At 47.7% G+C, this 24,911-nt stretch carries 18 protein-coding genes; 11 read left to right on the top strand and 7 right to left on the bottom strand.

The window, feature by feature from the left end; genetic code table 11:
• Positions 1–153: 153 nt before the first annotated feature.
• From ACE3MZ_RS05480 to ACE3MZ_RS05490, 3 genes are all read left to right on the top strand, one after another.
• Entirely contained in the window at positions 154–1,668 is a 1,515-nt protein-coding gene (locus ACE3MZ_RS05480) for an ABC transporter substrate-binding protein (RefSeq protein WP_411345467.1), read from the top strand.
• Positions 1,669–1,793: 125 nt separating this feature from the next.
• Positions 1,794–2,702, top strand: a complete 909-nt coding sequence (locus tag ACE3MZ_RS05485; RefSeq protein WP_411345468.1) for an ABC transporter permease — start codon at positions 1,794–1,796, stop codon at positions 2,700–2,702.
• Between the two features lie 14 nt (positions 2,703–2,716).
• Positions 2,717–3,622, top strand: a complete 906-nt coding sequence (locus tag ACE3MZ_RS05490; protein ID WP_411345469.1) for a carbohydrate ABC transporter permease — start codon at positions 2,717–2,719, stop codon at positions 3,620–3,622.
• A gap of 281 nt (positions 3,623–3,903) precedes the next feature.
• Here ACE3MZ_RS05490 and ACE3MZ_RS05495 read toward each other — a convergent pair whose 3' ends face one another.
• The gene (locus tag ACE3MZ_RS05495; protein ID WP_411345470.1) at positions 3,904–4,926 is read right to left on the bottom strand and encodes an ABC transporter substrate-binding protein; all 1,023 of its coding nucleotides are present in this window, start codon (positions 4,924–4,926) and stop codon (positions 3,904–3,906) included.
• A gap of 97 nt (positions 4,927–5,023) precedes the next feature.
• Positions 5,024–7,024 carry a helix-turn-helix domain-containing protein gene (locus ACE3MZ_RS05500; RefSeq protein WP_411345471.1) on the bottom strand — a complete coding sequence of 667 codons (2,001 nt, stop codon included), beginning with the start codon at positions 7,022–7,024 and terminating at the stop codon, positions 5,024–5,026.
• Between the two features lie 404 nt (positions 7,025–7,428).
• Here ACE3MZ_RS05500 and ACE3MZ_RS05505 point away from each other — a divergent pair, with 404 nt between their 5' ends.
• A complete protein-coding gene (locus tag ACE3MZ_RS05505) occupies positions 7,429–7,857 on the top strand; it encodes a DivIVA domain-containing protein (RefSeq protein ID WP_411345472.1) in 429 nt (142 codons plus the stop codon).
• Positions 7,858–7,933: 76 nt separating this feature from the next.
• Here ACE3MZ_RS05505 and ACE3MZ_RS05510 read toward each other — a convergent pair whose 3' ends face one another.
• The 3 genes from ACE3MZ_RS05510 to ACE3MZ_RS05520 all read right to left on the bottom strand — a co-directional run bounded on the left by ACE3MZ_RS05510 (position 7,934) and on the right by ACE3MZ_RS05520 (position 13,696).
• A complete protein-coding gene (locus tag ACE3MZ_RS05510; RefSeq protein WP_411345473.1) occupies positions 7,934–8,848 on the bottom strand; it encodes a TetR/AcrR family transcriptional regulator in 915 nt (304 codons plus the stop codon).
• 215 nt (positions 8,849–9,063) lie between these two features.
• Positions 9,064–12,186, bottom strand: a complete 3,123-nt coding sequence (locus ACE3MZ_RS05515; protein ID WP_411345474.1) for an efflux RND transporter permease subunit — start codon at positions 12,184–12,186, stop codon at positions 9,064–9,066.
• Positions 12,179–13,696, bottom strand: coding sequence for an efflux RND transporter periplasmic adaptor subunit (locus ACE3MZ_RS05520; protein ID WP_411345475.1), 1,518 nt, complete (start codon positions 13,694–13,696; stop codon positions 12,179–12,181). Before ACE3MZ_RS05520 ends, ACE3MZ_RS05515 begins: the two co-directional genes overlap by 8 nt.
• A 364-nt stretch (positions 13,697–14,060) precedes the next feature.
• Between ACE3MZ_RS05520 and ACE3MZ_RS05525 the strand changes: the two genes are divergently transcribed.
• Both ACE3MZ_RS05525 and ACE3MZ_RS05530 read left to right on the top strand, forming a co-directional pair.
• A complete protein-coding gene (locus ACE3MZ_RS05525) occupies positions 14,061–14,231 on the top strand; it encodes a hypothetical protein (protein ID WP_411345476.1) in 171 nt (56 codons plus the stop codon).
• Positions 14,232–14,519: 288 nt separating this feature from the next.
• Positions 14,520–15,809, top strand: a complete 1,290-nt coding sequence (locus tag ACE3MZ_RS05530) for a TolC family protein (RefSeq protein WP_411345477.1) — start codon at positions 14,520–14,522, stop codon at positions 15,807–15,809.
• A 263-nt stretch (positions 15,810–16,072) separates the two neighbouring features.
• On the opposite strand, the gene ACE3MZ_RS05535 is transcribed toward ACE3MZ_RS05530, so the two are convergent.
• Together ACE3MZ_RS05535 and ACE3MZ_RS05540 are read right to left on the bottom strand one after the other, a co-directional pair.
• Complete coding sequence (locus tag ACE3MZ_RS05535) at positions 16,073–17,329, bottom strand: MFS transporter (RefSeq protein ID WP_411345478.1); 1,257 nt, start codon at positions 17,327–17,329, stop codon at positions 16,073–16,075.
• 574 nt (positions 17,330–17,903) lie between these two features.
• Positions 17,904–18,866 carry a S8 family peptidase gene (locus ACE3MZ_RS05540; RefSeq protein ID WP_411345479.1) on the bottom strand — a complete coding sequence of 321 codons (963 nt, stop codon included), beginning with the start codon at positions 18,864–18,866 and terminating at the stop codon, positions 17,904–17,906.
• A gap of 507 nt (positions 18,867–19,373) precedes the next feature.
• On the opposite strand from ACE3MZ_RS05540, the gene ACE3MZ_RS05545 reads away from it, so the two are divergent.
• The 5 genes from ACE3MZ_RS05545 (at position 19,374) to allB (ending at position 24,784) form a co-directional block, all read left to right on the top strand.
• Positions 19,374–20,063 carry a GntR family transcriptional regulator gene (locus tag ACE3MZ_RS05545; RefSeq protein ID WP_411345480.1) on the top strand — a complete coding sequence of 230 codons (690 nt, stop codon included), beginning with the start codon at positions 19,374–19,376 and terminating at the stop codon, positions 20,061–20,063.
• Positions 20,064–20,326: 263 nt separating this feature from the next.
• A complete protein-coding gene (locus ACE3MZ_RS05550) occupies positions 20,327–21,070 on the top strand; it encodes an ABC transporter ATP-binding protein (RefSeq protein WP_411345481.1) in 744 nt (247 codons plus the stop codon).
• 77 nt (positions 21,071–21,147) lie between these two features.
• Entirely contained in the window at positions 21,148–21,966 is an 819-nt protein-coding gene (locus tag ACE3MZ_RS05555) for an ABC transporter permease (protein WP_411346709.1), read from the top strand.
• Positions 21,967–22,080: 114 nt separating this feature from the next.
• Complete coding sequence (locus tag ACE3MZ_RS05560) at positions 22,081–23,154, top strand: ABC transporter substrate-binding protein (protein ID WP_411345482.1); 1,074 nt, start codon at positions 22,081–22,083, stop codon at positions 23,152–23,154.
• A gap of 148 nt (positions 23,155–23,302) precedes the next feature.
• The gene (gene allB / locus ACE3MZ_RS05565) at positions 23,303–24,784 is read left to right on the top strand and encodes an allantoinase AllB (RefSeq protein WP_411345483.1); all 1,482 of its coding nucleotides are present in this window, start codon (positions 23,303–23,305) and stop codon (positions 24,782–24,784) included.
• Positions 24,785–24,911 lie beyond the last annotated feature (127 nt).

Genomic DNA, 24,911 nt, shown 5'->3' on the forward strand with positions numbered 1-24,911 from the left:
GGTTGCCCATAGCACCGGAAAGTCAAAATATAATGCGGCAAACAATGGATTATCAATATCATTAAGCCTTAACACCCATTATATTCGACATAGTGGCAATATCATACGCAACATCATGTTCAGCTTGGTACAAGACGAAAAGGGGATGAAGCAATGCTGTACAAATCAAAAGCCTGGTCTTTAAGCCTGGCGGTACTGCTGTTACTGTCTGTCGTATTGTCTGCATGTGGAGGCTCGGATGAAAGCTCCGCTACCGATGCCAACGGAGAACTTGCTCCGGTTGAGCTAGTCTTTTACAACTACGCTACACCGATGAAGGGACAGGAACGTGTTCTTCAGGAAATTAACAAATACCTGAAAGAAAAGATCAATGCCACCGTCAAAGTCGTGACGATGGAAGGCAGTGATTTTGAAACGAAAGTACCGGTCATGCTCGCTTCTGGTCAGCCGATGGATATCGTGTTCACCAGCTCATGGACGAACAACTATCTGTCCAACGTATCCAAGCAAGCCTTTACCCCATTGACCGAATTGATGGACAAATACGGTCAGGATCTCAAGAAAACCGTACCCGATACATTATGGAAAGGCATGACCGTCAAAAACGAGATCTATGCCGTTCCTAGCTACAAAGAAATCGGTCATCAGGTTGGCGTACTCATGCGCAAAGATCTGGTGGACAAATATAAGATCGATACATCCAGCATCCAATCATGGAAAGACATGGAGCCGATCCTGAAAACGATCCATGAAAAAGACCCTAGCATTCTCGCACTTGATGGCTCGGAAGGCATGTACCGTTCTATTCCGGTACAGCATATGTCCGGCGACTGGAATCTGCCTGGCGTCATTAACGTAGGCGATCAACCGTACTACAACCGTCCGGATGACAAAATCTTTGATCAATACGAGACACCGGAATTCAAAGATTTTGTAGAAACGGCATACCGCTGGAACCAAGCGGGCTATACGCCGAAGGACGTAGAATACCAGAGTGAGAACGATTGGAAAGCTGGTAAAGTATTCGCTGGCTCCCTGCTGTATGCACCGAACTATGTGTACAAACGCAGCGCCCAGCTTGGATATGAGCTGGACTACCAGAATCTTGGTAAAGGCGTGGTAGAGACAAGCGATGTACAAGGTGGCGGCTTCGCCATTCCGCGCTCTTCCAAAAATCCAGAACGCGCTATGATGTTCCTGAACCTGCTGTACACCGATCCGGTGCTGGCGAATATGTTCGTCCATGGTATCGAAGGACAGGATTACGAGAAAGTGGATAATACATTTATCAAGCCTGCCGAAGGCGTCGATCCACTCAGCCCGGATTATGATTACGGGTATGGCTGGATGTGGGGCAATGTGAATATTTTCTACTATGATCAATCGTATCCGAAGGACACACTGGAACAGTTCAAGAAGTTCGAAGACAACAATACACCATCACCTGCGCTCGGCTTCAACTTTGATACGACACCAGTGCAGACGCAGATTGCTGCGATCAACAATGTCATCAGTCAGTTCTACCCGCCGCTCGTCCGAGGTACGGTCAACCCGGATCAATACTTGCCGATGTTTATCCAGAAGCTGAAGGATGCTGGTGTGGACGAACTGATCACCGAGATGCAATCCCAGTATGATCAGTGGAAAACAGAGCAAACCAAGTCCTGATATAAAAGCCGCTATCAGATCGCTATGCATTCACCAATCAACTATACAAAAGAGGAGAGGGGCGGAACAGCAATTCCGCCCTTTTGCTTTCCATACATCATTTGATCAGCACAGGGGGAGAGGGCATGACATTACTGTACGAACTGCGCAAGCATGGAGCGCTGTTTCTGATGGCGCTGCCGGCACTGGTACTGCTGGTGCTGTTTAATTACTTGCCGATGTTCGGCGTCATTCTGGCATTCAAAAACTACAACTTCTACGACGGGATTCTTGGCAGCCCATGGGTCGGGTTCGACAATTTCAAATATCTATTCAAAGGCGATGCGTGGCTTATTACGCGTAACACACTGCTGTATAACTTTGTATTCATTATCGTCGGATTGGTGCTGTCAGTGGCGATGGCGATTGTGCTGGACGAGATTCGTAGCCGCTTCTTATCCAAGACGTATCAGACGATTCTCATCATGCCGTATTTTCTGTCGTGGACGATTGTAGCACTAATCTTTTACGCCTTTTTAAGCGCAGACAAAGGGATTATCAATCAAATGATCTCATCGCTCGGCTTTCATCCGATCAATTTTTACACGGAGACGACGTATTGGCCTTACATTCTCGTATTCGTCTTTTTCTGGAAAAGTGTCGGCTATAACAGCATCATCTATCTTGCTTCCGTTACTGGCATCTCGCCGGATTATTACGAGGCGGCAACGATTGATGGTGCCAACAAATGGCAGCAGATTCGCTACATCACACTGCCATGTCTGAAGCCGATCATTATTATTATGACCATTCTCAGTATCGGTAAAATCTTTTACGCCGACTTTGGACTGTTTTATCAGGTCACATATAACTCCGGTGCACTCTATCCGGTGACACAGGTTATCGATACGTATGTATATAACGGTCTGACCACGATGGGCAATTATGGTATGACTGCTGCTGCCGGACTGTATCAATCGTTTGTCGGCTTTGTCCTTGTTATCTTCACCAACTGGGTTGTCAAAAAAATCGACCGTGACAGCGCGCTGTTCTAAAAGGAGGCTGTACGATGGAACAAACATCCAACCGTTTCAATCAGCTGCCGCGCAGCTGGAATCTGGTGTTCAATATTATTCTGATCATATTATGCGTCATCTGTATCATTCCGATCATTCTCGTCTATGCCATCTCATTTACAAGCGAATCCAGTCTGGCGGCAAAAGGATACCAATTCTGGCCTTCGGAATGGAGTCTGGCGGCATACGGTTATATTTTCCGCAATAGCGATCAGATTCTTCAATCGGCATATGTGACGATTGGTGTGACTGTGATCGGTACGCTGTTCAGTCTGATCGTGACCGCCCTGTTCGCGTATGTACTGTCGCGTCGTGATTTTCGTTATCGCAACATTATGGCGTTCTTCCTGTTCTTCACGATGCTGTTCAACGGTGGTCTGGTGCCATCATATATCGTCAATACGAATGTGCTGCATCTGGGTGACTCATTCTGGATTCTGATTTTGCCGTATTCACTCAGTGCGTTTAACGTCATTATTTTACGGACATTTATGCAGCAGTCGATTGAGACGGCGATTCTGGAGGCGGCGCGGATTGATGGAGCGGGAGAGTGGTATATTTTCGCTCGGATCGTATTGCCATTATCTAAGCCGGGTCTGGCAACGGTCGGTCTGTTCACACTCGTTACGTATTGGAATGACTGGTTTCTCGGTCAGTTGTACATCACCAATCCGAAGCTGGTCAGCCTGCAATACATGCTGATGAAGCTGCAATCCAATATCGACTTTGTGACCAACAATGCGACCTCAGCGACCAACAATATGCTGATGGCGCAAATTCCAGCAGAAGGCGCGCGGATGGCAATTCTGGTAATCGTATTGACACCAATCCTGTGTGCATATCCATTTTTCCAAAAGTATTTTGTCAAAGGTCTGACGATTGGCGGGATCAAAGGATAACGTACTACGTGTATGTATCATGCAATCAACCAAAAAACCTGATCACCCCCTCACAGCTGGGATTTCCCTACGGTGTGAAGGCAGTTGATCAGGTTTTTGGTCATGCTTTTGTTCTATCTCATGTGATACTATAGTTGGTTTGTATTGTCATTGCTAGTGAATTGCATATATGCTATTTGTTCACTTCCATAAGGTTGTTTAATCTACAACTAAGAATAATTGCTCTAAAAATAAGAATTGCTCTACAAGTAAGGATCATATATCTACAAAATACAGCGATATTACTGTTTATTTTTGTCCACGATCATATCTGCGAGCAGACCGATCTGTCCAACGATTGATGCTGGATCGTAGAAGGAGAAGGTGTCATATGGCAAATCGTACACTTGTCCGCTTTGAACAGCGGGCAGGTTTTTCCAGATGGAACTGTTCAATACTGCATCTTTCTGAGCTTCGGTTGTGCCGTCGTTGAAGCAGATGAAGATATGATCGGCATTGGCATACTCCGGCAGACTTTCCAATTGAATCGACAAAATCTGCTTGCCGCTGTCAATCACTTCTTTTTGTACATTGTCCAGCGGTTTCAATTGTAAGCCGTCATACAGCGCATAACCACCGCGACCGTAGTTATCGCCAAGAATGGAAATGTCTTTGTCGCGTACATTGATCAGCACAGCGGTTTCACCCGGCTTCACAACGTCCTTGATCTTCTCGCGTGCTGCATTGGCGGCTTCGTCATATTGCGTCAGCCATGCCTGTGCTTGCTGTTCACGTCCGAGCAGCTTGCCGAACAGTTGAATTTCTTCTTTTGGATTGTTGTACGCGTTGTAAGGCACGTACAGTGTCGGAGCGATTTTGCTGAACTGATCATAGGCTTCTACGTCGAAGTCATTGATTACGATCAGATCGGGATTGAGCGAGATTACCTTTTCCATTGAAGTCGGTGCACCGATATCTTCGATACCCTGTTCCTGCTCCTTCAGAAATGGACTTCCCATCCACCATTCCTTATTGGCGGCAACTGGCTTTAGACCGAGCGCCAGCAGAGTACCATGATAATACGTAGACACGATACGCTGCGGATTCGTTGGGATTGTAATTTTGCCTTTGGCGGTATCGATTGTACGCGTAGCCGATGTGTCGGTAGCAGCTGTCGTACTTGTGTCCGTACCGGATTCTGTCGTTGTTGCTGTACCGGATGAGGCTGTCGGAGCAGCGGACGATCCGCATGCAGAGAGCAGCAGGCAGAACATCACCATCATCGCTATCATACAGGCTGGCTTGCGAAGCAGCCGATTATTCATTGTTCATTCCCCCAGTTTGCTAATTGATAATCATTATCAACCAGAATCATAACAACCTACTGCGGGAACGTCTATGGACAAACATGATCAATTCCTGTCACAAATATGATGCCAGACTATCCAGCCATGCCTGTAATTGCAATTGCTGGGAAAAAGGGTCAAATCCATAAAATACATGCCGATCCATAAGATGCACCTTGCCCGCCTGTACCGCCGGTAATTGCTTCCATAGTGGCGACTCCATCACTGGCGCAGCTAGTTGCCGCTGCTGACCATCCTGATGTTCCACCGGATAATGAATGACGATCATATGATCAGCAGCATAATCGTCCAACCGATGCAGCGGAACTTCTATATTGAGCAAGCCTGTATCAATCAACTGCTGTCGCACTTGATCCGGTGGCTTACACCCTAACCCGTCATATAGGAGCGGCCCGCCCATGCTGCGCAGATTCCCATACACATATACCTTTTCAGAGACGATTTTGTAAATGCCCACCGTCTCGCCTTGATCCTGCCAGCGACGTAGCTGTTGTCGGACTTCTGCTAATTGATCATCCCAGCTGTCCAGCCAATGTTGTGCCTGTTCGCTGCGCTGGACACGCTGTGCAAGCCAGAGCCATTGCTGCCGCCAATTGTACTGCTCCACAGGTAAGCACTGCACTGGCGCGTACTCATCCAACCATTCTGCATGTGGATCATCCGTGTAGGCGAAGACTAGATCCGGCTGTTGCTCGCTCAGTACAGACAGCGAAGGAGAGGGCATCATCGTAATATCGACTTCCGGCAGCGCAGTATAGCCATTTACATATTCAGCTGTCTTCCGATGCGTTTGCCAGTGGTGCCACATCCTCCTGTCGATCTGCCCGGCAACCGGAAGGATACCTAGACCGAGCAGCATTGCCGTTAACGGTCTATTCCACGTCACATAGGATTTGGGCACCATCTTGTACTGACGCGGTGACATCCCGAATTGCTGCTTGAATTTGCGGCTAAAATAATGCATATCACCGTACCCGCAGCGGCGTGCGATCCCATCCAGACTAGCATGCGACAGTTGCAGCTCCAACCGCGCGCGATGCAGCCGTAATCGGCTCAAATATTGGCTGAACGAGCAGCCTTTATGACTGCGGAACATCCGTGAGAAGTGCTCTGGCGTCATCCCTGTTTTCCGAGCCAGTTCATCCCGGCGCAGATCGTCACGATAATGGGTCTGCACATAGCTGATCATCTGCTGAAAAGACAAGTGCTCGTTATGCACTCCAGTATCTGTTTCCAATGACAACAGATGCAGCAGCTCATAAAAGCTCCGGTAAAAAGCCAACATATTCAGCGTTGAATGCAGCTGTGCAACATCTCCGGCTAACTTATCCATGTCCTCACACAAGCGCCGCATTTCGGCAGGCGAGTGAATGAGCAATACAACGGCTGTGCCTGCAATATCACCCGTTCTCACTCCACTTGGTAGAAACGAAGGCCATACCGCATCTGTCGCCTGTTGCTGGTCATCCGCATGGCTTGGCAGTTCTCGAAACACAAGCCGATACAATTCCAGCGGCTGCTGTCCCGTACTGCCGATATGTACACCTGCTCCAGACGGGCAAAATAATAATTGTGCGTCATCCATTGTAGTCATTTGACCACCAATCGTCACCTGTGCCTGACCTTTGCTTATGAACAGCAGCGTATGCCCATCCGCCACCATCCATTCCTGTCCATCGGCATCATCGAACACCATGTTTGTAAAAGACAACGGCATCCACACGATCGGCAATATACCATTCGCCGCATAAGAGAGCGGAAGCGATACTATATTGTTATCTACAGTATGCTGAATAGAATCAGACAACTCTGGTTGTGGCGACGAGTTGATCCGCTCCCATGTATCTATATATTCCAGCACCTGCGCCTCCATAGTGTACTGCTTCAACTGCTGGCGCAGCGCTGCCGCCTGTTCCTGCTCCAACTTGCCTACATAACGTACCGTTCGATGCCGCACTTTGCCATCTTCAGTCCGATACGATTCCACCAGCCGATAATACGTATGCGTATTCGTCCCACGTCGAACGAGTTGCTTTTTCAAAAACATATCGCCCATCACACTCCATCCGAGAGCAAAATAACAATCAACAAAATAATCAACGAAGAAGTAAAACGAAGCAATAATCAGCTGCGTTCCAATGTAGCCGTAGCCAAATATAGCCGAATATAGTCAAACGAAAGTTAAGGACTACATATTAAAGTAAGGACTACACTTCATACGTTCATTTTGCCGTAAAAAAGCAATCTGCGAAAGAGCCAAACTTACAATGGCACAACTACCAATACAACCACTGACAACAGAACGAATGGGATACAGGCAGTAAACATGCCGCAAATCGCTCCATATCAGCGTTCAACCGCATTCGAATATTTTCCCAAACGCCCGGTTTGTGATACATTAATAAACAGATAAAGCTGGGTTTTGTACCATGCTTAACAGGAATGAGGGGAATGAAGGATATGGCTGTAGATGAAAACTATCAACGCAAGCTGGAAGATCAGAAGCGTTTGTTCAAGCAGCTTGGCGTCAAGTTCGATTCACTTACGATTCATGAGAAGGATTTCACCACCAAGATGAGAGGCTATTCACAGGAAGAAGTGGATTTCTTTCTCGATGATGTCATTCAAGATTATGAGCGCTTTTACAAAATCATCACTGATCTGCTGGATAAATATAACGAGCTGCAACGCCGCCAAACGTATGAAAAAGAACGCGCTGCCGTGGAGCGTGATCGCGTCACTGCCGAGCAGGAACGTGCCACCGCCAGAGCACGCGCGCTGGAAAGTGGTGTGGAGCGAAGTGTTGTAACCGATGCGATTAGCAGTTTGGAACGCACAATTGCTCAACTGAAATCACGTCTGGACGAGAAGCGTGACGATTCATACTGAATAACTAAGAAAGGGATGCCCTGCGATGGTTCACAGGGCATCCCTTTTCTTTGTACGTTAACGGTATTCATCCAGCTTAACTTGTAACCGTGCTACTGCTCTGACGCAGATCAACAATCTGTTGTAACTTGCGTGCATATTCCGCCAGTTCGTCATATCCGCTAATAAAGTTCAGCAGGGCACGAATCATACCGGAGCGACGTTCCGTACGAATGACTTCTTGCTCCAGCGAATGCAGCACTTGCCACAGCTCTTGTTGTTCCTCGTCACCGATGGCGAGGGCGTCCACATGGCGTTTGATAGCAAGCAGCAGTTCATGAATCATGATGCCCTGAAATACCGGGCTTTGCTCCACACATTCCGGCTTCATGGTCACTTTTTTCCAATCCCAGATCGGTTTGTACTCGTATTTGACCATATTCTTGACCATCTGGTCGACCAATCCAGCCAGAAAGCGTGCTAGCTCCTCATTGGTCGTCTGCGGCTGTAATCCGATGACTGGCAAGAACAAATATTGCATCAATAGCGAACGTACCATGAAGATAATGTCGTACACATAGATGCTCACCTGTTCACCATAAATATCGGTCAGGCAATCTGTACACCAGCGATTCGCCTGATACTCTACCTGCAAGCAGGCTTGCAGCAGCTTCTCATTTTGCAAAATCGTCTTGTCGTGCAGCGCCATCAGAATAGAGTGGATCTTGCTCTCCAGCATCATGCTTAGATGCAGCTGTACGAATCCGTTCAGCTTTTGCTCCGGCGATTGCTCCATGCCAGCGTACAGCCGTTCAATCCGTTCGTTGATCATACGCCCGTGCTCCAGAACTGTAGCGATCAGAACGTCTTCTTTACTCTGGAAAAACTTATAAAACGAAGCCTTCGCCATACCGCTTTCCCGGGCGATTTCGTCTACCGATGTCGCGGTATAGCCTTTTTCCGAGAAAAGCCGAACTGCCGCTTCGATAATATCCTGTTCTTTTGACTTCAAGGGCGTGTCCTCCTGAATCCGGGGAAGGGCAGAAGCCATTCATCACCGGATAAAAATGCGACAAACGGACAGTTTCCCGTCCGTTTGCCTGTTGTGCCGCGAATGCTGCGGACATTCTATTCCCGCATATCGATTCGTTAGTCACTTGCGATGTTCAGCTGCAAGTGGATATGATCTCGGTACGATATCCGCTTATTCCTGTAACGGTCTATACATTATACTTTCGGAGCAGCATTAAGTTTCTCTAAGCGTCTTTGTTTTCGTTCCATTTTGCGAATCTGGCGTTTTTCCTTCCAGCGTGCGACAACCATATAGAGAGAAGGAACGACGAACAGCGTCAGAATGGTCGAGAAGATCAGACCGAAGATAATAACGACACCGAGCGGTCGGAATAGCAGTTCCCCAATCGTAGCAATCGGGATCATACCTACGATTGCAGTCAGTGAAGTGAGCAAGATCGGACGGAAACGAGCGGAAGCTGCCATAATGACTGCTTCTTTCAGTTCCATACCTTCACGCCGCGCATCCTCGATAAACTCGATCAGTACGATACCGTTCCGTACGACGATACCCGCGAGCGCGATAATACCCATGACCGACATGAAGCCAATCGGTGTACGTGTCAGGAACAGACCGAGAATACCGCCTGCCGCCGCCAGATACACGGTCGTCATAATGATCAGCGGAATCGACAACGAGTAGAACTGAATCACAATCAGAATGAAGATCAGGAAGACGGCAACAACGAACAGCTTGCCGAGATCGCCGAACGTATCCGCCTGATCAGACGTTTCACCGCCGATTTCGTACGTGTATCCTTCTGGGAAATTCATTTGCTGCAATTTTGGCGTGATTTCTTGCATAACTTCGGTTGCAGTGCGACCATTCACATCTGCTTCAATCGTATTCACACGTTGCAGATTGTACCGGTCAATTTGTTGGACTGTGAATTTCGGCTTCATTTCCACGATCTGAGACAGTGGAATTTGCGTGCCAGCCGAGTTGGTTACATTGGTTTGTTGCAGCAGGGCGGTTGGATTCGCGGTTTGTGACCCTTTGATATACAGCTTCATATCAACCAGATCATCACCGTTGTCAAAATCACCTACGCTCATACCGCTACCCATCATCAGCAATGTCTGGGTTAGATTGTTGTAGCTCACTTTGTAACGATCCATAGCTTGCTTATTCACGACAAAATCAAGTGCATAGTTGTCGATGCCCAGACTGTCGCTAATGCCGTACGTTCCTGGCGTGTCGCTAATAATCTGCTTGATTTCGTTGGACAGCGAACGGATTTCTTCCAGATTGTCTCCGAGAATACGGATCGATACTGGCTTACCGACCGAGACGCCGACGGCGGTTCCGCTAACGGAAGTCTGGATACCCGGATAATCGGCTTCCAATTGATCTGACCATTTGTCCGTCGTTTGTTCTACCTTCATGTCATGTTTACCAGTAATAAGAATCTGACCGGTATTCGTGCCACCACCAGCAAGTGCGCTCAAGTTGGTAAACAGCTGAGGTGCGGCGCCGCCAGAAGCGTACGCCATATTTTCTACTTCCGGTTGTTTTTTGAGCCATGCCGCCATGCTGTGAACCGTTTTATCGGTTTCTTCCAGCGATGTACCAGACGGCATATTCACATTGATCGTAATCTGCGGGTCTTCCGATGTTGGGAACAGCTCAATCGGTGTAAAAGCAGCCAATCCGTACGCAAACGTACTGACGAGCAGACCGACGATGGCTACGATCAATGGACGTTTCAACACTTTTGGCATCAGACGATGCGCATAGCCATTGCTAACCGCTTGAATCTGTTTGCCCAGCAAACCAGCGGGTTTGTCCACATGACGACGACCGCGTTCCAACTGGCGTTCTTCATACCATTGACGGAAGATCGGAATAATCGATAGCGACATAATCATCGACGCCAGCATACAGAGCGAGATAATCGTCGGAATCGGGCGGATAAATGCTCCCATATCGCCTTGCAATACCATCAACGGCAGGAAGGCAGCAATCGTTGCGAGTGTCGCCGTAATGATAGAGATAGCGACCTCTTTTGTTCCTTTTAGCGCTGCATCGGTTGGATTCTCACCAAGCGTCGATAGTCGCCGCTCAATATTGTCGTTGACGACGACCGCGTCATCGACCAGAATCCCGAGTACGATAATCAGACCGACAATCGTAATCTGGTTGAGCGTGATCCCGAGTTGCGGCAGGAAGATCATGCCGAGTGCAATAGAGATTGGAATGGCAAGCGCGACAAACGCCGCAGTCAGCCAATTCATACCCAGTGTACAAATTAAGATAACCGCTGCAATCGCAATCGCCATCTCTTTGATCAGGTTGTTGTAACTTTTGTTCACCTCATCATTTTGAGCGAACAGCGATTCAATTTTGATATTAGCGGGCAGTGTTTTTTTCAATGTATCCATCTTGGCGGTCAGACGTTGATTCATCGTCGGAACGTCCGAACCGGTCTGACTGCTAATATCGAGCGAGATGGAAGGTGTACCGTTGTAATAACTCAAATACGATTCGGTTGCTTTGACCAGCTGTACATCGGCAACATCTTTCAGATATACCGGAATCCCGGCTTCCGTCTGAGACACAACGATATTTTTGAGTGTATTATAATCGGTTGCCTTGTCGACCGTGAGTTGATATGTACGGTCTGCATACGTAAAGTTCCCGGTTGGCACTCGGTTATTTTCCGATTGGATTGCCTGCATTACGGTTCCCCACGGAATTCCGTATTGTTGCAGTTTCGCCATATCGGCATCGATGCGTACTTGCTGATCCGGAATCCCTTGGATCTCGACATCGGTAATGCCCGGAACCGAACGCAACTGATCGCGCCAAGTATTCATCAAGTCACTCAGTCCATAAATGTCTTCTTTCGTTTTGCCATAGATGGCGAACGATTGGACAAAGGTTTGCGTCAGATTATCGTTGACGACTGGCGTATCTGCATCGGCAGGAAGCTCTGCTTGCGCATCTTCTACTTTGCGACGCAGCTCGTTCCAAGTGTCTTTGGCATCGGCGCTGTCCTCTGCCTGGACTGTAATGGAAGAAATACCGTTACCGGAGGTGGAGGAGATTGTCTTCAGATCCGTAACTTCCTTGATCTTCTGCTCCAGCACCTCGGTTACCGTCTGCTCCATCAGATCAGGGCTGGCACCAGCATACGTTGTTGTAACAATTGCCGTTTTGACCACAACGTCTGGCATGAGCTGCTTCGGCAAACCCATCAGCTGGGCAGCACCGAAAATAATCAGCATCACGAAGAACAGAAGCGTGATTTTACGTTTTTGAACAAAGTACTTAATCATTAGCAGTGGCCTCACCGTTTGTGCCGGTTGAAGCTGCATTGGATTGGCCAGCGCTGCTGTTGCCCTGCGCGTTGTTCGTCGCAGCATCACTTACTTTCAATTCGTCGCCATTGAATAACCGATCGGCGCCGCGGGTAACGACTTTGTCGCCTACTTTCAGACCGCTTGTAACTTCATAGCTATTATTGTACAGATTGCCCAGCTTGACAGTTGTCTGTACAGCTTTGCCATTCACGGCTTTGAATACATACGGTTCACTGCCGGAGCTAACGACTGCTTCCACCGGCACGAGAATGCCGCTCTGCGAGGAAGCTTGACGGGAAGCGCTCACGACCTGTCCTGGTTTCCAATCTTGGTTCGAATTGCTAATTGCAACTTCGACGCTGATCGAACCGGTATTTTCATTTGTTTGTGGATACAGCTTGCTTACTTTTCCAGTACGTACATCGTCGTACAGACTGATGCTCACCTGTTGTCCGACTTTCCACTGACTGATCTCGCTATCTGGAACCGGCAGCAATACTTTCAGACGATTGATTTCGCCGATTGTAAATACTTCGGTGCCTGCGCTAACCGTTTGTCCAGCTGACAGCGTTTTGGTCAAGATCGTACCGGAAGCAGGAGATTGCAGATTGCCGCGAGTCAGATTGAGCTGCGCGGTATCGCGGGAAATGACCGCCTGGTCATAACTAGCCTGTGCTTGTTCGACCCCAGCCTGTGCTTGCTCGACTGCGGCGTTGGCTTGAGCTACGCTCGCCTGTGCATTTTCGATGCCAACCTGTGCCTGTTTTACAGCAGCAGCGGCAGAAGCGCGATCCGAATCTTTGGCACCAGCAAGTGTCAGGGACAACTGCTCCTGTGCATCTTTTAAGCCAGAATCCGCATTATCAAGCGCTGTTTGTGCCTGTTCGTTTTCCTGCTGAGTCAGCAGCCCATTATCGAACAACGTTTGTGCACGGGTAGCGGCTGTTTTCGCTTGGTCATAAGCAATTTGTGCCTTGTTGACCGCGTTTTGCGCTTGCGCCTTTTCCTGCGGACGTGCACCATCCAGTACGCCTTGCTGACTTGCCTGTGCACTTTCGACCTGTGCTTGTGCAGAAGCGATACCAGCAGCGGCAGCTTGTTGACCAGCTTTGGCATTGGTCAGCGATGCTTTAGAGCTGGCAAGAGATGCTTGCGCGGCTGCAACTGACTGACTTGCATTTTCAACTTCGAGCTGAAGATCGGCCGTATCCAGTCTTGCAAGCACCGATCCTTTATTTACACGGTCACCTACATCGACGCCTACCGATGATACCGTTCCGTTAATCCGGAAAGACACCGGTGTTTCGTCATAAGCAGCAAGTGTGCCGGACAGATCATAGACCGCATCCAATGGTTGCTTCTTGATCGTACTCACTTCAACAGTAGTTGTGGTCGGCTCGACAGCAGCATTGTTTGCTGTTGAGCAGGCGGTCAGGCTGACGGCAAGCAGCAGCGCTGAAAAGGCTGTTGGCCAGCTTTTTTTCATATTGCAGGTTCCTCCTCTAAACTCCCCAGTTTTTTTTATACTCCTTAGTTCATGGCTGAATTATAGAATTAATCCAGTCTACTTGTCAATCATATCAAGACCTCCCGCCGATGTACTCAATCCAGAGATGTAGATTGAGAAAATGGGAACTCCGTCTCTAAGCCGATGCACATTTACCAAATAGATGTACCAACAACAATTACGTATATGTACAGACTCCTATAGCACAGTATCGGACAAAGGTAAGAGGAGATGTACATGTGGCACATAAAAAAAGAATGATGTGACTTGTGAATATTGTGTGAACGGGGAGACATTTGATGTTATAATTAAAATATACAACATTTGGAAGGAAGGTAGACGCATGAAAATTAGTGATGATCTGCAAACTAACCATAAAGCGACGTATGCCGAAGAAGAGCAGCCTTCATATCTTGCCGTCAAGACGTCCATTTCCAACGCACGCGCGCAACTGGTTATTGCAGCGCTTGTACTGGTTGTGTCTGTCGTCCTGTTCATTGAGTGGCAATGGTAGCCCATAACATGTTCCTGATCGTGCACATATCATATATAACTTTTTATATAGAAGATAAAATGGATCGTACTGCAACCTTCACCTGATGTCGGCGTCTAATAAGATAGAGCCGGCAAAGGTGACTTTTTTGTGTGCAGTTGAAATTGTTCTTATGTTAAGGTGGAATAAAGGTTGATTTATTTTGTTAGGAATGCTAAATTAATTTTATTAGTATTACTAAGTGTTTTGCAGACAGAGGATGAACGTCGGTCTCATATTTGCTGAAATACATGAAGGAAGGAATTTTGAATGATGAAAAAAGGAATGGTTAGTGCTTCGGTATTCGCTGCTGTACTGCTGGCTGCAACTCAGCCTGCTACATTTGCCAATGCCGCAGATAGCACCACAACAACTACACCTGCTACAACAGGTACAACAACGGATCAAACGGCAACAACCGATAGCTCCACTACAACGCAGACCCAGATCTCTGGTGTACGCGAAGCAAAAAAAGTCGATAGCCTGGATCTGGAAAAAGTAATCGATCTGGCGATCAATGACTCGTACAACCTGCAATTGCTGCAACTGAAATACCGTGTACTGGATCAACAAAATGCCAGTCTTGGTTTGAACTATGTTGATTATCTGAACGCTTCTCCGGGTCTGCAATATGTAACAACGAACCGCAGTAACGAAGTGAGCCTGTCTACTGGTTCCCAAACAGGTCAAACGTTGGAAACCAATATTCGCGATCTGGATACCCAGAAGCTGAACACACAATTGCAAGTCGATGAAGCCAAAGAAGGTACGAAGCTGGCAATGACCGGTCAGTACGTTCAACTGCTGACGCTGCAAAAACAAATCAACCTGTCTCAAGAATATATTCAAGTGCTGCAACGTGACGTGCAACGTGCACAAACGCTGCAAAGTCTTGGTTCCGGTACACAAGAAGATATCGACAAAGCGGATCGCGCACTCAAAGCAGAGCAGGATAACCTGACCAGCTTGAACGATTCGTACCAAAAAACACTGTCCACACTCAGCTATGATCTCGGCATCGTATACGATCCGAATATCAAACTGGCGGACGTTGATGTAAAATTGGATGCTGCACCGACAGTTGATGCAGATACACTGCTCGGCAAATCGTACCAGATCCAATCGCTGGGCAACAGCCTGAACAAAGCGGAACAAGATGAGCAAAAAGCAATTACAGACAACAGCTTTGAAGATCAAGCGAACAAAGCAACGACTCAAATTGCCGCTCAACAACTGGAACAAGGCAAAGTAACCTATGCCAAAGCAATCGAATCGAATCTGAAAGATATGGACACTGCGCTGAAAGACGTGCAAACAGCACAACGCTCGGCACAGGATGCTAGCGTCGATGGCGTGAACATGCAGATTCGTTACAATGCAGGCGTCGTTACCAAATATGATCTGGACAAATACCAGTATCAAGTCGATGCTTCCCAAATCAAAGCACAACTGACTCAACTGCAATATTATGTACAAAAAGCAAAAGTAGATGCGATGAACAACGGCTACATCGCCAGCAGTTCATCATCGGCAAGCAGCTCTGCTTCGTCAGGTAGCTAAGCTGATTGGTAGATACACGCTATCAACTCACAGTGTAACCGTTGGATTGATGCAACCGGATAGACTACGGAATCCGTCATCCGACGTTACACTGTATGAGTAATGAAATAAACCGCCGCAGTTCACAGATTATGTCTGTGAACTGCGGCGGTTTTTGTTTGACCGAACATAGCGATTGGTTTGATTGAATGATCTACACAGCTAGTAGAACGAAGCATATGTGAGATCAGGTGGCACGAGAATAGACAAATTGCTTCACTACATTACTCGGATGCACCGTTCGTCCATTCGTTCAGCTTGCGATCCGTCGGCAGCAGGAAGGTGAATGCGCCAAGCAGCGGCAAGAAGCTGCACAGCTGCATTACTGGCGAGATGCCGATTGCATCAATCCAGTTGCCAAGTACGAGCGCGCCTACACCACCCAGTCCAAAAGCAAGCCCGGTGATCAAGCCCGATACGGTACCAATCCGACCGGGTACGAGCATTTGCGCATACACGACCGTCACCGAGAAGCTCGATGTGACGATAAATCCGACCAGCGCCAGTAGTACACCTGTCCAGAACAGATTGGCATAAGGGAGCAATAGCGCGAGTGGAGCAGCAGCTGCCATAGACGTGAAGATGAGATTACGTTTACCAAAACGGTCGGCAAGCGGCCCGCCGAAGAACGTGCCCACCGCACCCGCTGCCAAGAACAGAAATACATACAATTGCGCTTCACCGACATTTGTATGGAACGTATCAATTAGCAAGAAGCTGTAGTAGCTACCGATGGATGAGACATACCAGGAACGAACGAAGACGAGCATAATGAGCACCACCATTGCAAACGCAATGCGCTGCTTCAGCTCGGGGCGGATCACACCAGCTGTTTGTTGTCGTTTCGCAATCGATGTATCGCGCAATGTATTGCCATACCAGCGAGCGATAAAGATTTGTACGATAATTCCTGCTGCCGCCACTCCGGTAAATCCAATCGCGCCGAATTGTCCATATGGTACGAAGATCAGTGACGTTAATAGCGGAGCCAGCGATTGTCCAGCATTGCCACCAACCTGAAAGATCGACTGTGCCAACCCGCGCCGACTACCTGCCGCCAGATTGGATACTTTGGAGCCTTCCGGGTGAAATGCCGCTGAGCCAAGCCCGACAAACACAACTGCAACGAGCACCGCTGTATACGTATCTGCCAGCGCTAACAGCAGCATCCCGGTAAATGTAAACGCCATGCCGATAGGCAACAGCGCTGGTGTCGGTCTTTTATCAGAGAATAGCCCGACAAATGGCTGCATTATAGAAGCGGTAAAGTTAATCGTAAACGCGATCCAGCCAATCTGCGTATAATTGAGATTCATCGTTTCCTTTAAAATCGGGAAAATTGCCGGAATCACAGATTGCATCGAATCATTGAATAGATGCACAAGCGAGATCGCCAGCAGTACGCCAAAAATCGTACGTTTTATCGGTGGCTGAGTGGTCTGCTGTCCGGCAGTCGTTTTGGATAAACTAGAAGAAGACACATGCAAGACTCCTTTGCTATAAATGGATTGGATAGAAACAGCATCTTATGTATGAAGCGTAGGGAAAGCAGTACAGCTGTAAACGAGCAGATGGCTACCTGTCATCGTCGGTGAAGATGGTTTTCAGTATACCAGAATTTTGAGGAAAAATTACAAATTTGTACAAATAAATATATGAATACAGACATATGAACATGACGATTAAATAGATGAAGTAGATACACGGCAGATAACAAGGAATGGATGCAGAAGTAGAGATGCAGTGGAGATGCAAGAGTGGAATGGAAAAGTGGATGTGTAGAAATCATACCTGATACTGTCATCATCTATAAAAAGCCGCAATCCACACAAAACAAAGCCGTAATACATCAACAACATCAACACAATCGGTGATCATAAAAATAGCAGCAAAAAAGCGGAGTATGTAATCATTCTTCGCTTTTTTTGCTGCTATTTTGTACCATTTTACAGAACTCAGAACTCAGAACTCAGAACTCAGAACTCAGAACTCAGAACTCAGAACTCAGAACTCAGAACTCAGAACTCAGAACTCAGAACTCAGTAGTTGATGGGTTCAGCTTTGCAGTATACTCGCTACTCGTTGCGGCTCAAATACTTCTTTCAATTCTTCCAATGCCGTCAAATACAGAAATCCATTTCCTTCCGAGCGCGCTGGATATCCAAGCGGAATCGTGCGTCGTACCAGCTGTGCATACAGCTCCGGCTCACTCAATAAACGCTCAAATTCAGCGTTAGCAATATTTTTGATCAGTGCCAGTGCACCAGATACGTGCGGAGTTGCCATTGATGTACCGCTCAGGGTAGCATAACCGCCGTTCAGATAGGTTGATTGAATATCTTCACCGGGTGCGACCAGATCGACTTCTTTGTTTGTATTGGAAAAGCTCGATGTTTGCCGTGCCAGATTGACCGAGCCGACGCTGATCACTTCATTGTAGTAACCGGGATATCCGTATTCATCGGTATCCGGGTTGGCGTCGCCTTCATTCCCGGCGGCGCATACAACCAGAATATTGTTATCGACTGCCTCTTGAATCGCTTTGTGCATATCAGGTACATCTTCGGGGCCGCCGAGTGACATGGAGATCATATCGACCTTCTGCTCGACAGCGTAACGAATGCCACTGATAATCCATTCATATTGCCCGGAACCTTCATGATTGAGCACTTTGATGATTAGCAGACTGGCTTCCGGCGCCACACCTACAACACCAGTACCATTTGCAATGGCGGCAATTGTACCGGCGACATGAGTGCCATGACCGTTATGATCTTCGTATACGTCAGCATTGCTGTCATCGTCATTGGTAAAATTGCGACCGCCGATAATACGTCCCTTTAGATCGGGATGATCGGTATCGCAGCCTGTATCCAGAATGGCGACGGTGATGCCTTTCCCTTTGTTCTGCGACCATACCTCTGGTGCCTGAATCAAATCCACGCCACGCGGCGTCTCACTTACCTGCTCCGCTTGTGCTTTAACCTGATACGGAATCACACGCATTTGACGTTCCATAATAAAGCCTCCTGTTCTATTGGTTTGTTCCCGACCTTGTATGTGCAATCTGTGTTGAGCTAGAGAGAATGGAAGGAAGTAGCGACATGCAGGATGAATGTATTTCATTACAAAGCATCGGTATAGAGTGGAATGGGTAGATTGAGATATGTCTTTTCTTTGTATAGATGCGTTGTAAACGGACGACGAGAAGGAAAACGGCTTGTCCATGGCATGATCCCTATTCATCGCCAACATCCTGCTAACCATAATTATCCATTCCATGCGTGAAGAAAACAACAAAATGGATCGGAATAGACAGGGAAATCATAGTAATAACAAATGATAAGTTAAAATAGATGACATGAATATTATTTTTAGCAAATAAAACAAAAGATAATGGGATGAATAGTGCATATTTATAGATTATAGTTATTTTATATGTAAACTATATTGACGTTATAAACAGAATCGGACTATAATCCGTGTAAATAAAACATACATGAAACTGAAGAGCGAGGGATATCAATGGCGCTGGAACAGGAGCAGGAGATATATCAGGCGATCAAGCAGGCCATTATTGAGCAGAAGATGCGACCGAATATGCAGCTGGTGGAAGAAGTGTTGGCAGAATCATTTGGCGTTAGCCGTACGCCGGTGCGTAATGTGGTACGACGATTAGCAGCGGAGAAGCTAGTAACGATCATCCCTTACAAAGGTGCATTTGTCTCATGCCCGACGATTGATGAAGCCAAGCAAGTATTCGAGATGAGGCGAGTGATCGAAACGGCAGTTGTACGCAAGGTGTGTGAGCATTTGGGCGATGAGCAATATCAATTGCTACACCAGCTCATTCGGGATGAACACGATGCCCAGCATCACGGTAATATTTTCGCAGCGATTCGCATTACAGGAGACTTTCATCTGCGGCTGGCAGAAGCGTCAGGCAATGAATACTACTCCAGATATTTGGAAGAACTGATCTCGCTGTCTTACGTCATTATCGCCTTGTATGGTGAGCAGAAGACGAAGTGCTGTGACGATCATCAGCTAATATTGGAAGCCATTCGCAGTGGACAGACGGAGCAGGCGGAACAGTTGATGAATGACCATTTGCTAGAGATCGAACAGGCATTGAAGTTTGAAGAGCAATATGAACGACCGTCGTCATTAAGCGATATTTTCCCACATCATGTTCGGATGACAAGCCTTTCTTAAAGGAGGGTACTGCCAGTTTTCCGCTGATTATGAGGATGATTGCTTTCATAATCTGAAGCATCGGCTAGCATTGTCCATCACTGTACACAAGATTGTATACAATCTTGGATTCAAAAGTGACAGGTATTGTATGCAAGATTGCATGGATGGATAAACGACTGAAATTGCTAGGAAGAACTACCAGCTAATCCTAACATCCAATATCGATGTTTGATAAGAATGCCCATCGTCACTGTGTTTAATTTGATGAAAGAGGTGGTTGTATGAAACTGATCGTGGAGCATGTGCAGAAGAAGTTTGGTGAGCGGACGATTTTGGAAGATATTAATCTGACGGTGAACGACAATGAATTTATTTGTATTCTTGGTCATAGCGGCTGCGGCAAATCGACATTGCTCAATATGGTAGCGGGCTATATGTTCCCTGACGAAGGCAGTCTGAAAATGAATGGCAAAGTCATCGAAGGACCTGCAAGAGAGCGTGGCATGGTATTTCAAGATCACGCGCTATTTCCTTGGTACACCGTACTGGAGAATGTAGCGTTCGGACCAGAAGTGCAAGGAACACCAAAGCCGCAGGCACGCGATATAGCGATGGACTTTTTGAAAATGGTCGGTCTGGACGCGTATGCGCATCATTATCCAGCAGATCTGTCGGGCGGTATGAAGCAGCGTGTCGGCATTGCCAGAGCGCTTGCTAGTCATCCAGATGTATTGCTAATGGACGAGCCGTTTGGCGCACTTGATATTCTCACCCGTGATCTGATGCAGCGGGAACTGCGCAGAATCTACGAAAAGCTCAAAACGACGATCCTGTTCGTCACGCACAGCATTAGCGAAGCAGTCTATCTGGCAGATCGCATCGTCGTAATGAAGCATGGAGCGATTGCCGAGATTTTTGAAGTGAATATGCAGCATCCGCGTACGTTTGAGACACCGGGCTTTGGCGAGATGATGGGCAAGATTGAGCGTCTGCTGATGGAAGATGAAGAGGAGGTATTGTTATGAACGAAGTTCCGACAACACTGGGCAAAGGCGGCAAGACATCCCAGCCAGTTCCCGTATCACCACCAGTCGCCAAGAAAATGTCATTGGATCTCAGCGTATGGAAAAGCGCACTCCCATACATATTGTTCTTCGTCATCTGGGAAGCATTCTCGCGCCTTAATATGGAGATCAAGCTGTTCAATCCGCTGTTCCTGCCTGCACCGTCACTGCTGCTGCACGATGGCTGGGCGCTAGCCAAAACCGGTATCATCGTCGATAGTCTGATTGCCAGCTCCATTCGTATCTTCGCTGGATTCGCGCTCGGCGCAGTAGCGGCGGTCATTCTGGCAGTGTTGATCAGCAAGTTTGCTACGCTGGAACGCTGGATTTCACCGATTTTGACATTGATAAGTCCGATTCCGTCGCTCGCCTTGCTGCCGCTGTTCATTATCTGGTTCGGCATTGGTGAATTTCCGAAAATTATGCTGATTGCTTGGACGACCTTTGTACCTGTGCTAGTGAACACGGTGGAGGGCTTCAAATCTGTTCCGTCTACATTGATCCGCTCTGCACTCAGTCTGGGTGCATCAGAGCGCAACGTATTTACCCGTGTAATGATTCCATCCGCTGTACCGAATCTGCTCATTGGCGCACAGATCAGTCTGGGGTTGTCCTTTTCCGCACTGATCGTATCCGAAATGATGGGTGCCGATTCTGGGCTAGGCTACATGATTGTCGATGCGCGCAACTATTTTAAAGTAACGAATATGTTTGTCGCTATCATCCTGATCGGGATTGAATACAGCATCTTCTCCATTCTGCTCAAACTGCTGGAACGTAAAGTACTCAGCTGGCGCAAAGGCGGCATGGGACAAGCTGTGGAGAAAGCCAGAGTGGTAAAATCCGCCAAACGTTGAGTTTGAGTTTGCACTGACTGCACAATCAAGGGAACTATACCATACCGGCATGGCACCATACATCGAGGGTATCCAAATATACAGGTTATGACCATTATTGGAGGGGGAAACAGAATGAAAACAAACTGGTTGAAAATGATTTCCGGCGTAACGATGGCGGCTTTGCTGGCAACAGCGTGTTCAAGCGGAGGTGCAAGCAGTGATACGAGCGCAGCCAACAGCTCGGCTTCGGCGAATAGTGGATTGGAACAAACGGATGTCACATTGGTAGGGGTACGGGATGCACAGATCTCCTCACAGCAGATCATTGCCGATAAACTGGGCTATTTTAAAGAAGAAGGCTTGAATGTGGAGAGCAAGCTGATCGAGAGCGGACCAGACATTGGACCAATGATCTCCGGCGGTAGTGCACCAGTCAGTGTGCAGACGAACTTTATGGACATTATTTTGAAATCGAATAATATTGGCGTCAAAGTTGTTTCACCGTTAGCTCAAATCGCGGGTACACAAGCGGTAGTCGGTTCTGCCAATCTGCAATTGAACTCTGCCAAAGATCTGGAAGGCAAAACGATTGGGATTCCGAACGGAGCAGATGTGAAGATCGCCATCGACAATATGGGCAAAGAACTGGGTGTCGATGTGAGCAAGATCAAATTCGTGAATCTGGCACCAAGTGATGCCGTAGCAGCACTGCAAAATGGTTCGATTGATGCGATGGCAGCATGGGAGCCATTTATCACCAAAGCGATTCAAGGCGGCGGTAAGTTCCTGTTCAGCGGTACGAAGAGCGAATTGCCTGACAAAAAAGGCGATGTGAACTGGATGAGCGTGCATACGACGATGCAAGTGACAGACGACTATTTGCAGGAAAATCCGAATACGATCAAAGCAATCCTGCGTGCATTGGAAAAAGCGACTACGTACATTAACGATCACCGTGAAGATGCCATCAAAATCCTCGCACCAGAGCTTCATCTGACCGAAGACGAGCTGAAGCAAATTATGGATCGCAATGTGTACTCGATGGAAGTGGACGATTCGTATGTAAATGGTAGTAACGGAGCAGCGGTTGGCAACTATCTGTTGTCAGTTGGAAATATTACGTCCATTCCTGATCCAGCATCGTATCATGACCTGAGTTTGCTGGAGCAAGTCGATTCGAAGCTGGTCAAAGCACAGATCAAGTAAGTCGTACGCTATCGTATTACCCTGCAACGCATCTCAGTACTGCACGATACACGATAGAGTGTAAGCAACCACGCAAGAGAACATTATTCAGCCACAATACAGACATAGCAATCGTGATATTCATTTTGCAGAAGGGAGTGTATCTTGTATGGACAAGCTGGATATGATCATTCGAGGCGGAACCGTCGTCTTTCCCGACCGGGTGGAACACTGCGATATCGGTATTCGCGACGGCTGTATCGTACAGATCGGTTCATTGGATGAAATCGATGCTTCTGCTCAACATACTGTCGTAGATGCAACCGGGCTGCATGTGGTGGCAGGCATGATCGATGCGCATGTGCATCTGAACGAACCGGGGCTAGGCGATTGGGAAGGATTCGTTACCGGTTCGTCGGCACTTGCCGCCGGTGGCTGCACGATGTATATGGATATGCCGCTTAATGGCATTCCGCCAACCGTAACGACCGCCGCTTTACAGCAAAAAGTCGCTGCCGCTCAGAACCGCACGTATATTGACTATGCGTGCTGGGGCGGATTGGTGCCGGGGAAGCTAGAGCATCTGCAAGCATTGAGTGACGCCGGAGTATGCGGGTTCAAGGCATTCATGTCTGCACCCGGCGACCCGGACGAAGAAGCGTTCCGCAATGTAGACGATGTGACGTTGTTGGAAGGCATGCGCATCATTGCACGTACCGGACGTATACTCGCACTGCATGCCGAGCATGAACCAACCGTATCGGCGCTGACGGCAGAACGTCTGGCAGCTGGTCAAACAACACCTGCTGATTATACGTCCTCTCGTCCGATCGCCGCTGAAATCGCTGCGGTAGAGCAGGCATTGAGCTATGCAAGGCAAACGGGATGCCGTCTACATTTTGTGCATATTAGCAGTGCGGAAGCTGTACAGATCATTACACAGGCAAAAGGCGAGGGCATGGATGTCACACTGGAAACCTGTCCGCATTATTTAGCAATGACCGATCAGGCACTGGAACATATCGGTGCCACTGCCAAATGCGCACCGCCACTACGCAATGAGTCAGAGCAGGAGCAGCTATGGCAATGTATCGCGCAGGAGCAGATCGATATGATCACTTCGGATCATTCGCCTTGCCCGACTGAGCTGAAAAGCAATGCCGCTCATATGTTTGACGCATGGGGCGGTATCTCTGGAGCACAACATTCGTTGGAGTTAATGCTGGACGAAGGGCATCTGCGTCGCAATGTACCATTGCCGTTATTGACTCGGCTGTTATCGCTACAACCAGCACAGCGCTTTGGGCTTCTTCCCTACAAAGGCGTAATTGCTGAAGGTGCACATGCTGACCTGGTGCTGGTCAATTTACAGCAGGGATATACGATTGAAGCTGAGCATCTGTACTATCGTCACAAGCACAGCCCGTATGTTGGACGCAAGCTAAACTGCCGGGTGGAACAGACGATTAGCCGTGGAACCATCGTATACAATGTACAGCACGGAATGATCGGTCAACCGCAAGGACAGCTTATTTCCATTCCTGCTTCGCAACCGAAGGACACGCAAGAATATCATCTGCATCATCAAAATGAACACCAAGTCGTCCAGAGTACGTATTCTGCAACATCGCTTCAGTACAACCAAAAGTAATGATTCATAATGTAAGCATCACAAAAGAAGCAAAGTCCCAAACAACCAGCTAACGGTTATGTGGGACTTTGCTTTGTTGATCAGCATAATAACCAGACCAAGCAGTCCAAAAAAATGGCAACCCATA

It is taken from the genome of Paenibacillus sp. WLX1005, assembly GCF_046603685.1.
Lineage (GTDB): Bacteria > Bacillota > Bacilli > Paenibacillales > Paenibacillaceae > Saccharibacillus.